The organism is Streptomyces brasiliensis (genome assembly GCF_014647875.1).
Taxonomy (GTDB): domain Bacteria; phylum Actinomycetota; class Actinomycetes; order Streptomycetales; family Streptomycetaceae; genus Streptomyces; species Streptomyces brasiliensis.
In genome coordinates, this window is record NZ_BMQA01000017.1 from 122,049 (window position 1) to 135,651 (window position 13,603).

11 protein-coding genes are annotated in these 13,603 nt (G+C 71.2%); 4 read left to right on the top strand and 7 right to left on the bottom strand.

From position 1 onward, the window contains the following. Positions 1–3: 3 nt before the first annotated feature. The 6 genes from IEZ19_RS24945 to IEZ19_RS24970 form a co-directional block, all read right to left on the bottom strand. Positions 4–1,308 (bottom strand): M20/M25/M40 family metallo-hydrolase, encoded by a 1,305-nt coding sequence (locus tag IEZ19_RS24945; protein ID WP_189313520.1) that lies wholly within the window; start codon positions 1,306–1,308, stop codon positions 4–6. Beyond that, a complete protein-coding gene (locus IEZ19_RS24950; protein WP_189313521.1) occupies positions 1,301–2,134 on the bottom strand; it encodes a M55 family metallopeptidase in 834 nt (277 codons plus the stop codon). The genes IEZ19_RS24945 and IEZ19_RS24950 overlap by 8 nt, the downstream gene beginning before the upstream one ends. Before the next feature lie 106 nt (positions 2,135–2,240). After that, complete coding sequence (locus IEZ19_RS24955; RefSeq protein WP_189313522.1) at positions 2,241–2,966, bottom strand: class I SAM-dependent methyltransferase; 726 nt, start codon at positions 2,964–2,966, stop codon at positions 2,241–2,243. Positions 2,967–3,132: 166 nt separating this feature from the next. After that, entirely contained in the window at positions 3,133–5,583 is a 2,451-nt protein-coding gene (locus IEZ19_RS24960; protein WP_189313523.1) for a SpoIIE family protein phosphatase, read from the bottom strand. Between the two features lie 151 nt (positions 5,584–5,734). Next, on the bottom strand, positions 5,735–8,167 hold the full coding sequence (locus tag IEZ19_RS24965) for an MFS transporter (RefSeq protein ID WP_189313524.1): 2,433 nt from the start codon (positions 8,165–8,167) through the stop codon (positions 5,735–5,737). 162 nt (positions 8,168–8,329) lie between these two features. After that, positions 8,330–8,773, bottom strand: coding sequence for an SRPBCC family protein (locus tag IEZ19_RS24970; protein WP_189313525.1), 444 nt, complete (start codon positions 8,771–8,773; stop codon positions 8,330–8,332). A 158-nt stretch (positions 8,774–8,931) separates the two neighbouring features. On the opposite strand from IEZ19_RS24970, the gene IEZ19_RS24975 reads away from it, so the two are divergent. The 4 genes from IEZ19_RS24975 to IEZ19_RS24990 all read left to right on the top strand — a co-directional run bounded on the left by IEZ19_RS24975 (position 8,932) and on the right by IEZ19_RS24990 (position 12,681). Beyond that, positions 8,932–9,993: an Rv2578c family radical SAM protein gene (locus IEZ19_RS24975; protein WP_189313558.1), complete on the top strand. Its 1,062-nt coding sequence runs from the start codon at positions 8,932–8,934 to the stop codon at positions 9,991–9,993. Between the two features lie 135 nt (positions 9,994–10,128). Beyond that, positions 10,129–11,706 (top strand): alpha/beta hydrolase, encoded by a 1,578-nt coding sequence (locus tag IEZ19_RS24980; RefSeq protein WP_189313526.1) that lies wholly within the window; start codon positions 10,129–10,131, stop codon positions 11,704–11,706. A 55-nt stretch (positions 11,707–11,761) separates the two neighbouring features. Continuing rightward, the gene (locus IEZ19_RS24985; RefSeq protein WP_189313527.1) at positions 11,762–12,160 is read left to right on the top strand and encodes a RidA family protein; all 399 of its coding nucleotides are present in this window, start codon (positions 11,762–11,764) and stop codon (positions 12,158–12,160) included. A 20-nt stretch (positions 12,161–12,180) separates the two neighbouring features. Beyond that, positions 12,181–12,681, top strand: coding sequence for a GNAT family N-acetyltransferase (locus IEZ19_RS24990; RefSeq protein ID WP_373297042.1), 501 nt, complete (start codon positions 12,181–12,183; stop codon positions 12,679–12,681). Between the two features lie 4 nt (positions 12,682–12,685). Here the strand turns inward: IEZ19_RS24990 and IEZ19_RS24995 are convergent, their stop codons facing one another. Continuing rightward, positions 12,686–13,261 (bottom strand): adenylosuccinate lyase, encoded by a 576-nt coding sequence (locus IEZ19_RS24995; protein ID WP_189313529.1) that lies wholly within the window; start codon positions 13,259–13,261, stop codon positions 12,686–12,688. Positions 13,262–13,603: the final 342 nt, after the last annotated feature.

Genomic DNA, 13,603 nt, shown 5'->3' on the forward strand with positions numbered 1-13,603 from the left:
CTTCTAGGCCGTCCGCAGGAAGCGGTCGAGGACCCGGACGCCGAAGTGCAGCGCCTCGACCGGTACGCGCTCGTCGACTCCGTGGAACATCGCCTGGTAGTCGTATCCCTCGGGGAGCTTCAGCGGTGTGAAGCCGTACCCCGTGATGCCGAGCCGGGAGAACTGCTTGGCGTCCGTGCCGCCCGACATGCAGAACGGCACCACGTGTCCCTCGGGCGCGAACTCCTGCACGGCGGCCCGCATCCCGGCGAACGTCGGCGAATCCACCGGCGCCTGGAGCGCGACCTCCCGGTGGTCGAACTCCCACTCCACGTCCGGCCCGGTCAGCCGGTCCAGCGCGGCGCGGAACTCGTCCTCGCCGCCGGGCAGGAAACGCCCGTCGACATGCGCGACGGCCTCCCCCGGGATGACGTTGACCTTGTAACCGGCCTCCAGCATCGTCGGGTTCGCGCTGTTGCGGATGGTGGCCTCGACCAGCTTCCCCGCCGGGCCCAGTTTCTGCAGGAGCCCGTCCACGTCGCTCAGGTCCGCCTCGATGCCGTACAGGGCGGCGAGTTCGGTGAGGGCGGCGCTGACCGTCGGCGTGAGCCGCAGCGGCCACTCGTGCTCACCGATGCGGGTGATCGCGGCGGCGAGCCTGGTCACCGCGTTCTCCCGGTTGACCTTGGAGCCGTGTCCGGCGCGGCCGCGCGCGGTGAGCTTGAGCCAGCCGGTGCCGCGCTCCCCGGCGGCGATCGGATAGATCTGCCGGCCGGTGCCGTCGTGGAAGGTGTACGCCCCCGACTCGCTGACGCCCTCCGTGCAGCCCTCGAACAGCTCGGCGTGCCGGTCGGCGAGGAACCCGGAGCCGTCCTCGGCGCTGGCCTCCTCGTCGGCGGTGAAGGCGATCACGAGGTCCCGCCGTGGCCGCACCCCGGTGCGCGACCAGTCCCGCACGACGGCGAGGATCATCGCGTCCATGTTCTTCATGTCGACCGCGCCCCGGCCCCAGACGACGCCGTCGCGGACCTCGCCGGAGAACGGGTGCACGCTCCACTCGTCCGCCTGCGCCGGCACCACGTCCAGGTGGCCGTGAACGAGCAGCCCCGGCGCCGAGGGGTCCGTGCCCTCGATGCGGGCGACGACATTGGTGCGCCCCTCGGTGCGCTCCAGGAGGACCGGCTCGAGACCCGCGCCCGCGAGCTGCTCGGCGGCGTACTCGGCGGCGGGCCGCTCCCGGCAGTCGCCGCCGCCGCGGTTGGTGGTGTCTATCCGAATGAGGTCGGACGTGAACCGGACGACCTCGTCCAGCGCTCGCTCGTCAGCCATACTGCTCCTCCACCGCGGCCGAGACGATCGTGGTGACCGCCTTGAAGGTGCGGATTCCCTCGTACATGGTGTCGCTCGTGTACGCCACTCTGCGTTCCCCGGTCTGCCGAACGCCCGGGACGACGGTGGCGGCCATCGCCAGGTGCTCGGCGTCGAACTCCAGGGCGACGGTGAACGGGCCGCCGGCGACGGGCTCGGACCGCACCGCGAGCCGGGCGGCCTCCTTGGCGGCGGCGCGGATGTCCGCGGCGGTCCTGGACGGTGTGCGGCACACGGCGGCGTACCGCGACACATGGTCCTTGACGGCGACCTTCAGCGCCTCGGGCGCGTACCCGAGCGCGTCCTCGCAGGCCACGTCGTCGCCCGTGACCAGGACGACGGGCACGCCGTACTCCGCGACCACGTGGGCGTTGAGCAGGCCCTCGCTCGCGCGGACGTCGTTCACCCACACTCCGGTGATGGAGTTGGCGAGGTAGGTGTGCGCGAGGACGCCCTCCATGCCGGCGCCCGCGTGATAGCCGACGAACGCGATGCCGTCCACGTCGCCGTGCTGCACGCCCTCCACCATGGACAGCGACTTGTGCCGCCCGGTGAGCATCTCGGCCCGCTCGTCCAGCCGCTCCAGGAGCAGATTGCGCATGGTCCAGTGGGCCTCGTTGACGAGCACCTCGTCGGCACCGCCGTCGAAGAAGCCCCGCACGGCGGCGTCGACGTCGGAGGTGAACATGCTCCGGCAGCGCTCCCACTGGGGTGTCCCCGGGAGCACGTCGGCGGGCCAGGTGACGCCGGTGGCACCTTCCATGTCGGCGCTGATGAGGATCTTCATGCAGCGCACGTTACGCGGTCGCGGGAGATCGCGGCAGGCCTGTGGATAACTCTCACCGGTGCAGACCAATGACGGTACGCAGGTCCGCTGGGCGGGCCGGCCTCCGTCAGTGCGTACGCCCCGCCACCAGCCACTTCGACGGCAGTTCGAGGCGTGTGCCGTCCGGTGTGAACTCGGTGGTGATCAGCGGGAGTTCGCCGCTCGCCAGCACCGAGAGCCCGGCCGAGCGCAGATACTCGGGGACCGCGTCGTCGGCCACCTCACCCGGCGCGATGCCGTGGCGGAAGACGGGAGCGAGCTTGGGCGGGGGGCCGGACGGACTCTGGGCGAGGCCGAGCAGGACGGGGCGGGCGGCCTCGGACAGCTCGACGAGGAAGGCCCGGCCGCGTCCGCCGACCAGGGCGGCGACGCCGTCCACCAGAGACTGGCGGTCGTCGGGTTCGGCCTGGTGCAGGACGCCCCGCATATAGACGTTGGCGTCCCCGAGTTCGGCGTGCAGTGTCTCGGCCTCGGTCTTCTCGGCGGCGTCCAGCAACCGGTAGGCCGCCTGCCCGGCCGGGTCGGCGTGCCGGGCGTGGGCGAGGGCGGCCTCGGCGATGTCGGCGCCGACGACGTGCGGGAAGCGTTCGGCGAGGTACCTGGTCTGTGTGCCGTTGCCGCAGCCGAGGTCGATCAGGGGCAGTGCGGGGTCGGTCAGAAGCGGTTCGAACAGGGCCAGATGGCGGCCGGCTGTCAGCGCGGGCTCGGCGTCCCAGAACACGGCCCCCGGTTCCTCCGGCGCCTCGCGCCAGAACTCCTCCCAGGACTCGCGGTACCGACTCGTCACGCTCATGTCCCACTCCCCAGGATGGATGCGACGCCGATCCGCCTTCACCAATGGACCGGTTGAGTCCCGTACGGTCTATCGCGCGGGGGTCGCGGCCACAAGCGGGCGGCGCGTTCCTTCACCCCGCTTTCGATCCGGGTACGCCGGCACACGCCCCGGGAGGTGTTCAGCGTCACCGCGCGGTGAGTTCGAACCAGACGGTCTTCCCGGCGCCCCTACGGCTCGTGCCCCACTCCCGGGCCAGCGTGCTGACGACGCGCAGCCCGCGCCCGGTCTCGGCGCCCGGCCCGGCGCTGAGCAGGGTCGGCAGGGTGAGGTCGTCGTCGTCCACCTCGCACAGCAGGGTCTCCCCCCGCACCAGCCGCAGCTGGATCCGACTGGTGTGCGCGTGCCGTACGGCGTTGGTGACCAGTTCGCCGGCCAGCAGCACGGCGTGGTCCGCCAGGTCGTCGAGTCCCCATGCGTGCAACTGCTCGCGGACCGCCGCACGCGCCCGGCGAGCCTCGGCCGCGTCGAGCGCGAACTGCCACTCGGCCACGTCCTGCGGCGCGATGCCGGACAGGCGGGCCATCAGCAGGGCCACGTCGTCCTTGCGGCCGCCGCGGCCACCCAGGGCGCGGATGATCGTGTCGCAGGCGTCGTCCATGGACGCGGCCGGGTGCGCGGCTGACTCGCAGAGGGTGGCGAGGCCCACGCCGATGTCCTCGCCGCGCACCTCCACGAGGCCGTCGGTGCACATCACCAGCCGGTCGCCGGGCCGCACGCGCACGCTTACCGCCTCGAAGGGCACCCCGCCGACACCGATGGGCGCTCCCGTCGGCAGCTCGAGCAGCTCGCTGCGCCCGTCCTCCGCACGCACCAGCACCGGCGGGATGTGACCGGCGTTGGCGATGTGCACCTCGCTCGCGATCGGGTCGTAGACGGCGTACAGGCAGGTCGCGAGGTGGGTGTCGCCGAGGCGCTGGGCGAGGTCGTCGAGGTTGCGCAGCAGCTGGGCGGGGGGCAGGTCGAGGGCGGCCATGGTCTGCACGGCCGTACGCAACTGGCCCATCATCGCAGCCGAGTTGAGGCCGTGACCCATGACGTCGCCGACGACCAGGGCGGTGCGGGCGCCGGGCAGTTTGACGGAGTCGAACCAGTCGCCGCCGACCCGGCCGAGGAGGGTGCCGGGCAGATAGCGGGTGGCGATGTCGCAGCCCGCCATGCGCCGCGGGATGCGCGGCAGCATGCTGTCCTGGAGCGTCTCGGCGACGTTCTCCTGATAGGTGTACATGCGCGCGTTGTCGAGCACGAGGCCCGCGCGGGCGGCGAGTTCGGCGCCGGTGACCCGGTCCATGTCGTTGAACTCGGCGCGCTCGGGGTGGCGCAGCAGGATCATGAAGCCGAGGACCACGTCCCTGGCTTTGAGCGGCACCACCAGCATGGAGCGGTTGTTGATCAGCGGCCGGATGTCACGCTTCTCGAACTGCGAGGCGATGGCGTGGCCCATCTGCTCGCTGATGCGCGGCACGAGCACGGGCTCCCCGGTGGTCATGCACCGGAAGAACGGGGTGTGCGCGGGAAAGGGCATGGCCTCGCCGACGGGCACGACGTCGTCCCAGCGGCCGGGCTCGTCGTTGTGCTCCACGGCCACCCGGTGCCACAGAGTGGTGGTGTCGGGCACGCCGTCCGGGAACCCCTCGCCGGCGACCACCTGTTCGCGCAGATAGGTCCCCGCGACATCGGTGAAGCGCGGAACGACGGCCTTGCTGACCTCGACGATGGTCCGCGCCAGGTCGAGGGAGGTGCCGATGCGGGAGCTGACCTCGTTGAGGAATTCCAGGCGCTCGCGGACGGCCGCGTACTCGAGGTCCTCGCCCTCGTCGTCGGCGAGGGCGGCCGGCACCGGTCGGCCCCGGGCCGCGGCCCGTGCCACTCGTTCCCGGCGTGCCTTGCGCTCGGTGCGCCGGGCCACGCCCCAGTCGGGAGTGACGGGCACCTGGTCGTTCTGGCTGAACTCCAGGACGGGATAGCCGAGTTCAAGAACCTGCGAGACGATCCGGGCGCCCTCGTCGACGCTCATGCTGGGCAGGATCTCGGGCAGCCGGCGGGCGAGTTCCTCGGCGCCGGGGAAGTCGGTGTGCAGGGCGAAGCCCGGCGCGATGCGTTCGAAGGCTGCCGTGACGTCGGCGTCGTCGGGCTCGTCGGCGCGCAGCCCCGCCGCATCGGCGGCGAGCACGAGAAGCCGCTCCCGTCCGGGGCCGACCAGCGGATACGCCCACCACAGGACGTCGGCCCGGGCGCGCTCGGCCAAGGTGAGGCGGGCGCGGCCGGCGGCCGGGTAGGCCAGCCGTCCGCCCAGGGAGGACTCGAGGTCGGGGCCGAGACCGTCATGCGCCCAGTAGGCGCCGTAGGGAGTGATCTCGTCGTGCTCTGGGAGCGCTCCCGTGACGGGCAGCAGATCGCCCACCGGGCGTCCGAGGACGTCCTCCTTGGCGGTGCCGAACAGCCGTCGCGCGCCCGTGCTCCAGTGGGACACGAGACCTTCGCGGTCGACCACGACCACGGCCAGCGGGATCCGTCCCGCCGCGCCCTCCCCGGCTCCGCGGCTGGCAGGCGTGTCTCCCACGGTGCCTCGGTCCATGGCCCAGGCCCCCTCTCCCCACGGCTGCGCAAAGATCTGTGCCCCCGGCCACTACCGTACGGCCGGGTACGGTTGCGATGTGTGGCAACACCGGAATCGGTGCCACCTGATCGCTCCGGCGCACGGCCGCACGCTCATCGCCGACGATACGTCAGTCCTCATGCCCCAGCTGGAGATCACGCTCGGTCCGGCCACCGCCCGCGACCTGCAGCACGGTGGCGACGGGCGGATACCCGGCCGCGATCACCGTGTACTCGCCGGAGGAGAGATCGACGAACCGGAACGTTCCGTCAGCGCCCGTGGTGAGCGTGTCCACGACGTTGCCCGCCGCGTCCAGGAGCGTCACGCGGGCGTCCTCGACGGGCCGTCCGCCACCGGCCCGCACCGTGCCGCGCAGCACGGCTCCGCCGGCCAGCTCGACGTCCTGGCGGGTCTCCCGTGCGGCCTGCACGGTGACCGGGAGCGCGGCGGGGCGAAAGGCGGGCGCGCTGCCGGCGAGGGTGTACTCACCGGCCACCAGTTCGGTGATGACGTAGCCCCCCTCGCGACCGCTGCGGGTGGAGGCGACGACCTCGCCGTGGACGTTGGTGAGCGTGACGGTGGCGTCCCGCACGGGCGAGCCGTCCGCCGTGAGCACGGTGCCCGCGAGGCGACCGGCACCGCCGAGGACGACATCGAGCTCCACGGGCCGTTCGCCGACGGTCACGGAGACGGCCTGCGGCTGGTGGCCGCCCGCGGCGGCGATCAGGACGTACGACCCGGAGCCGGGCGTGGCCAGCGCGTACCGCCCGTCCTCGCCGCTCGCGCCGCGCCCGATCTGCTGTCCGGCGACGTCGATGAGGGTGAGCGCGGCACGGGGCACCACGGTCCCGTCGGGGTGCTGCACGGTGCCGCAGACGGCGATCCCGGCCGCGTGGGGCGAGCGGAGCGAGGTGGGGGTCCCCCCGGCCGAGGGCTGGGGGCGGGCCTGCGGGATCTGGGCGTTCACGTTCGCGTGCTCCGATTCGGCGGTGTGATGGGACACCAGGGGTTTCTCCTTGAGGAAGAAGGCGATCAACAGGCCGAGGACGAGCACCGGAACGAGGTAGAGGAAGATCCGGGGCATGGCGTCGGCATAGGCGCGGATGTAGGCGTCGCGCAGCGCCGGGGGCAGGGCATGGACGAGTTGCGGGGTGAGGGACTCGGGGTCCGGAAGTCCGGCACCCGCGCGCGGGGGGAGCCGGTCGTGCAGGGCGTCGGTGAGCCGGTCGGCGAAGAGGGTGCCGAAGACGGCGGCGCCGACGCTGCCGCCGATCTGCCGGAAGTAGTTGTTGGCGCTGGTGGCGGTGCCCAGGTCGGCGGGCCGGACGGAGTTCTGCACGGCGAGGATCAGGACGGGCATCACCAGGCCGATGCCGGCCCCGAGGACGGCCATCCAGAGGCTGTAGTGCAGCCTGGGCGTGTCGACCTCGAGCCGGGACAGGAGCCACATTCCGACGGCGGACAGCAGTCCGCCGAGCACCGGGAAGACCTTGTATCGGCCGGTGTGGCTGATGAGCTGACCGGAGACGATGGAGGCGCCGACGATGCCGCCCATCATGGGCAGCATGAGCAGGCCCGACTCGGTGGCGGAGGCGCCGTCGACCATCTGCAGGAACGTCGGCAGATAGCTGGCGGCGCCGAACAGGGCGACGCCGACGACCAGTCCGACGAGGCCGGTGACGTTGAAGACGGAGTCCCGGAACAGCCTGAGCGGGATGAGGGGTTCGGCGGCGAAGCGCTCGGCGACGACGAAGAGCACGGCGGCGGCGAGGGCGCCCGCGCCGAGGCCGAGAATCTCCCGGGAGCCCCAGGAGTACTCGGTGCCGCCCCAACTGGTCAGCAGGACAAGGCAGATGGAAGCCGCGGCGAGCAGCAGTGCGCCGAGGACGTCGAGCCGGGCCTTCGCACGGGGCCTCGGGAGTTTGAGGACGGCGGTGATGACGGCCAGGGTGATCAGGCCGAAGGGCACGTTGATGTAGAAACACCAGCGCCACGAGAGGTGGTCGGTGAAGTAGCCGCCGAGCAGGGGCCCGGCGACGGAGGCCAGGCCGAAGGCGGCGCCGATCAGGCCCATGTAGCGGCCGCGCTGCCGGGGCGGCACGATGTCCGCGATGATCGCCTGCACACCGATCATGAGTCCGCCGGCGCCGATGCCCTGGATGGCACGGAAGGCGATCAACTGGTCCATGGTCTGCGCCCGTCCGGCGAGCGCGGAGCCGACGACGAAGACGAGGATCGCGAACTGGAAGACGCCCTTGCGCCCGACGAGGTCACCGAGCTTGCCGTAGATGGGCAGTCCGACGGTGGCCGTGAGCAGATACGCGGTGATCGCCCAGGACATCTTGTCGAGGCCGTGCAGCTCACCGACGATCTTCGGGAGCGCGGTGGCCACGATCATCTGGTCCAGGGCGGCGAGGAGCAGCGCGAGCATCAGCCCGAGAAAGACCAACCGTACGCGGCGCCGGCCGAGTTCGGGGGTGGGCGGGGCCGGTGGCGGGGTGATGACCTCCGGTGGTGCCACGACCACGACCGGTTCGTCCTGCACCAGAGTCGTCCCGCCCACGTACCGCTCCCCTCGCCGCGCTGCCGCACGATTCCCGCCTAAATCCCGCGTAAATCGACAACCACGAACAAGCGCGACGAGTTACGGCATCATGCCGATCGGCGTGGAGATCCACTCGAACCGGTGAGGTGGTCAACACGCCTGGAGCATCTGCCCTTTGGGCTACTTCTCGACCTCGGCCGCGAGCCTGGCGAGGATCGCGTCGTAGATCCGGCCGAGCCCCTTGGGCGCGAAGGTCTTCTCGAAGAAGCCGCCGATGCCGCCGGCGCCCTTCCAGGTGGTCGTCACGACGACGCGGGAGCTGCCCTCGCCGGCCGGGGTGACGCGCCAGGTGGTGACCATGGAGGAGTTGCGGTCCTTCTCGACCAGCTCACCGTCGGTCGGCTCGCTGACCTCGAGGAGGCAGTCGCGGACCCGCTTGCTGGTGGCCTGGAGCTTCCAGTGGACGAGGGTGCCCTCGCCGTCGCCGCCCTCGCGCACCTCGTACTCGCTGAAGTGCTCGGGCAGCAGCTTCGCGCGCGTGTCGCGGTAGTCGGCGAGGGTGTCGAACACCGTCTCCGGGTCCGCCGCGACGACCCGCTCCGTAGTGGCCTCGACCTGCGCCATTGCGTTCCTCCAGGACATGGGTTCTCGGGGTTGGAACAAGCCAACCACCCCGGTGCCCGGCCCCCCAAATCGGGGTGCCCGAGGCGATCGAAAACGAACCTTGCACGATCAAGCGAACAGGTGTTCTATTCTGGTGGCAGCGCTACCTAGGAGGCGTGATGCGCTGGGAGAACCTCACAGTGGAGTCCGAGCACGGCAGGGCCGACGTTGCACTGTTCGGCGCGGACGCGGTCACGACGCGGACGTTCGACACACCCGAATTCAGAGGGATCACGTTCCACGAGATCCGGGCGCGTTCGATCATCAACCGGGTGCCGGGCGCCTCACGGATGCCCTTCGAGTGGACGGTCAATCCCTACCGGGGCTGCACGCACGCGTGCGTGTACTGCTTCGCCAGAAAGACGCACAGCTATCTGGACCTCGACACTGGGATCGGCTTCGACACCCAGATCGTGGTCAAGGTGAACGCGCCCGAGCTGCTGCGCCGCCAGCTCGGCTCGCGCCGCTGGCAGGGCGAGCACATCGCGATGGGCACGAACGTCGACTGCTACCAGCGCGCCGAAGGCCGTTACCAGCTGATGCCGGGCATCATCTCCGCCCTGCGCGACCGTGCGAACCCCTTCTCCATCCTGACCAAGGGCACGCTGATCCTGCGCGACCTCGACCTGCTGAAGCAGGCGTCACAGGTCACGGACGTCGGCATCTCGGTCTCGGTCGGCTTCACCGACCCGGGCCTGTGGCGCACCGTCGAGCCGGGCACCCCCGCGCCCGAGCGGCGCCTGGAGGTCGTCCGGACCCTCACCGACCACGGCATCGGCTGTGGTGTGCTGATGGCGCCCGTGATCCCCTTCCTGAGCGACCACCCGGCCCAACTGCGTGCCACGGTACGGGCGATCGCGGCCGCCGGAGCCACCTCGGTCACTCCACTGGTGCTCCATCTGCGGCCCGGCGCCCGCGAATGGTTCATGGCCTGGCTCGCCGAGAACCACCCGCACCTGGTGCGGCGCTACGAGCGGCTGTACGCCGAGGGCGCCTACGCGCCGAAGTGGTACCAGCGGCGGATCACCCGTCAGGTCCATGAACTGGCCCAGGAGTACGGCATCGGGCCCGCGCGCGCGGGCATGCCGCGCCGGATCCGTCCGCCGGAGCCGGCGGATTCGTCGGTCTCTCCGGCCGGCCGACCGGAAATGTCCGAACCGACTCAACTCACGTTGATCTGAGAGCGTTCGAGGGCATCGCACGATCCAATTGGGTCAAGTATTGCCAGAACGCGTTCTTCCGGGTGCTCTCTCCGGGACGATGCGGCGAGGACCGCGATACACGCTGTCCGAAACCCCTCCGTCCTGGGAGGACCCATGAGAACTCGCGCAGCCGTGCTGTGCGCTGCCGCCGCCGTCGTGGCCGGGTCGTTCACGGCCGTCCCCGCCGGCGCGAGCACCCAGCACCCCGCGCAGGCGACCCGGGCCGCGACCGTCACCTGGAAGAAGTGCGGCACCACCGACTACCCGACGCTCCAGTGCGGTTCCCTGAAGGTGCCGCTCGACCACGCGAATCCGCATGGGAAACAGATCACGCTCGCCCTGTCCCGCGTCCCGCACACCGCCAAGACGTCACAGGGCCCGCTGCTGGTCAACCCCGGCGGACCCGGCGGCAGCGGTCTGACACTGGCCGGATTCGTCGCGTCCGCGCTGCCCAAGACGGTGGCGGCACAGTACGACGTCATCGGCTTCGACCCGCGCGGCGTGGGCGACAGCACACCCGCGCTCGACTGCAAGACCGGTCACTTCACCCCGGTCCGCCCGGACTCCGTGCCCGGCACACCCGCGCTCGAGAGGGCCAACCTCACGCGCGCGCAGTCGTTCGCCGCCGCCTGCGGCAAGAAGTACGCGAGCGTGCTGCCGTACATCGACACCGTCAGCGCCGTCCAGGACATGGACTCGATCCGCCAGGCCCTCGGCGCGCGGAAGATCAGCTACTTCGGCTACTCGTACGGCACCTATCTCGGCGCGGTCTACGCGAAACTGTTCCCGGAGCGGGTGCGGCGCCTGGTGCTGGACTCGATCGTCGACCCGACCGGCGTCTGGTACGACGACAACATCGGCCAGGACTACGCCTTCAACGACCGCCACCGGGCTCTGATGGCCTGGATCGCCAAGTACGACTCGACGTACAAGCTGGGCACCGATCCGGAGAAGATCGAGGCCAAGTGGTACACGATGCGGGCGGCTCTCGCCAAGAAGCCGGCCGGCGGCAAGGTCGGCGCCTCCGAGCTCGAGGACATCTTCATCCCGGGCGGCTACTACAACGGCTACTGGCCCCGTCTCGCCGAGGCGTTCGCGGCCTACGTGAACGACAAGGAGTCCGGACCGCTGGAGAAGGCGTACGACAACTTCGCCGCGATCGACGCCTCGGGCGACAACGGCTACAGCGTCTACACCTCGGTGCAGTGCCGTGACACCTCCTGGCCGCGCGGCTGGAACCAGTGGCGCAAGGACAACTGGCAGGTGTACGAGAAGGCGCCGTTCATGGCCTGGAACAACGCCTGGTACAACGCGCCGTGCGCCTTCTGGCCGGTGCCGTCGCAGCACCCGGTGAACATCGCCAACGGCAAGCTGCCGCCGGTGCTGCTCTTCCAGGCGACCGACGACGCTGCCACCCCGCACCAGGGCGGGGCGACGGTCCATCGGCTGCTGTACGGCTCCAGCCTGGTGGTCGAGCAGGGCGGCGGGAACCACGGCATCACGCTGAGCGGGAACGCCTGCCTGGACAAGTACCTGTCGACGTATCTGACGAACGGAAAGGTGCCACGCGGCCGCGGCGAGGCCGACGCGGTGTGCGAGAAGACGCCCGACCCGAAGCCACTGGCCGCGAAGGCGGCTTCGACGTCGGCACGCGGCTCCACTCTGCACGGCCTGCTCGGCTTCCGCGGCTGAGCGGTTCGCGCGGCCCGTCGGGGGCGTTGTCGGACTCATGGTCCACCATGGACGCATGACTGAGCCGACCAGGATCCCCGCCCCCGACGGCGTCGCGCCCGCCACCCAGTACAGCCATGTCGTCACGGCCACCGGCCGTTTCGTCGCCGTCTCCGGCCAGCTGGCCCTGGACGAGGACGGCGAGCTCGTGGGCGAGGGCGACCCGGCGGCACAGGCGCGCCAGGTCTTCGAGAATCTGCGGCGCTGTCTGACCGCCGCCGGGGCGACGTTCGACGACGTCGTCAAACTCACCTACTTCGTCACGGACATGACGCATCTGCCCGCGATCCGTGCGGCGCGCGCCGCACACATACCCGACGACCGGCTCCCGGCGTCCTCCGCCGTGCAGGTGGCCGCGCTGGTGGGGCCGCGGTTCCTGCTGGAGGTCGAGGCGTTCGCCGTGGTCGCCGCATGATCGGGCCGACGGTGCGGCTCATGACCGCCGCCGACATCGAGCGCGTCTCCGAGATCCGTGTCCGCGGTTGGCAGTTCGCCTACCGGGGGCTCATGCCGCAGCCGTACCTCGACGCGCTGGACGTGGCGAAGGACGCGGAGCGGCGCCGCGCCCGCTTCTCGCCGACCGCGAGGGACGGTGTGGTGAACCTGGTCGCCGAGCGGGACGGCGAGATCGTCGGGTGGGCGGCGCACGGTCCCTACCGGGACGACGACGTACGCACCGGCGACGCCGAGTTGTACGCGCTCTACGTCGACACCGCCCAGCTCGGAAGCGGGGTGGGAAGGGCGCTCCTGGAGAAGTCGGTACGGCAGTGCTTCCCGCACCCGCGCATGTTCCTGTGGGTCCTGAAGGAGAACACGCGCGCCCGGCGCTTCTACGAGCGGGCGGGATTCCGCGCGGACGGCATGGAGGAGCCCTTCGAGGCGGGCGGCGTGGACGTGCCGGAGCTGCGGTACGTGAAGGAGCCGCTCCACGGCTGAGAGGTCATCTCGGTCCGGGGATCCGCTCCAGCGCCTGCACGGCAGCCTCGGCGAGCGTCGGGTGGGCCAGTGCCTCGGTCAGGACACGCCGGGCGCGGACGTCCCCGAGCGTGCCGAGGCCCTCCACACAGGCGAGGGCCACGCGGCGGTGCGGGTCGTGCGGGCGCAGCCGCCGCTCCAGGGTGGTGATCAGCGCGGGCACGGATTCGGGGGCGCGCAGTTCGACCAGGAGCCGTACGGGGTGGAGGGCGTAGGCGACGCGCAGTTCGTTGGTGGCGAGGGCGGCGGCCGCGCGGGCCGTGCGGGGGTCCTGGAGCCGGGCGAGGGCGTGGGCGGCGGAGGCGCAGCGCGGGGGGTCGCGGTGGTTGAGCAGCAGGACGAGGGACTCGAACGCACGCCGGTCGCCCGCCACCCCCAGCCGGAACGCGGCCAGCTCCCTGGCCCACAGCGGCTGTCCGGCCGCGGTCAGCACATCCGCGAGTTCGTCGTGGTCGCCGGTCGCCGCCAGCCGCTCGTACGCCGGCGTCCCGTGCGACTCCTGCCATAGACGCTCCGTGAGCGATCGCAACTCTTCGTCCACGAAGCCCAGCGTAGGGGCGTCGTCGGACGGCCGGGGGGTACATCACAAACTACGGGGCTGGCGCGCTCGTTACTCTCCGGTTAAGCTCATACGAGCGAGTTACCCGCTCGCACCCGCTTGCGACGATTTGGTGACGCAGTCGTCGTGAGCGTTCGTCCGTTCGGTACGTCCACGTACCGCAGTACGACCCGGCTCCGGGACAGGGCCGGTCGGTCTCCGCCGTACCCGGGCGTGCGCGCCCGCGGCGACGGCACCGGGCGTGTGCGCCTGCAGCCCGGCATCACCCGCACTCCTCATCCGCACCCGGTGCGCCCCCTCGGCGCACCCGGCGCGCTCCCAGTC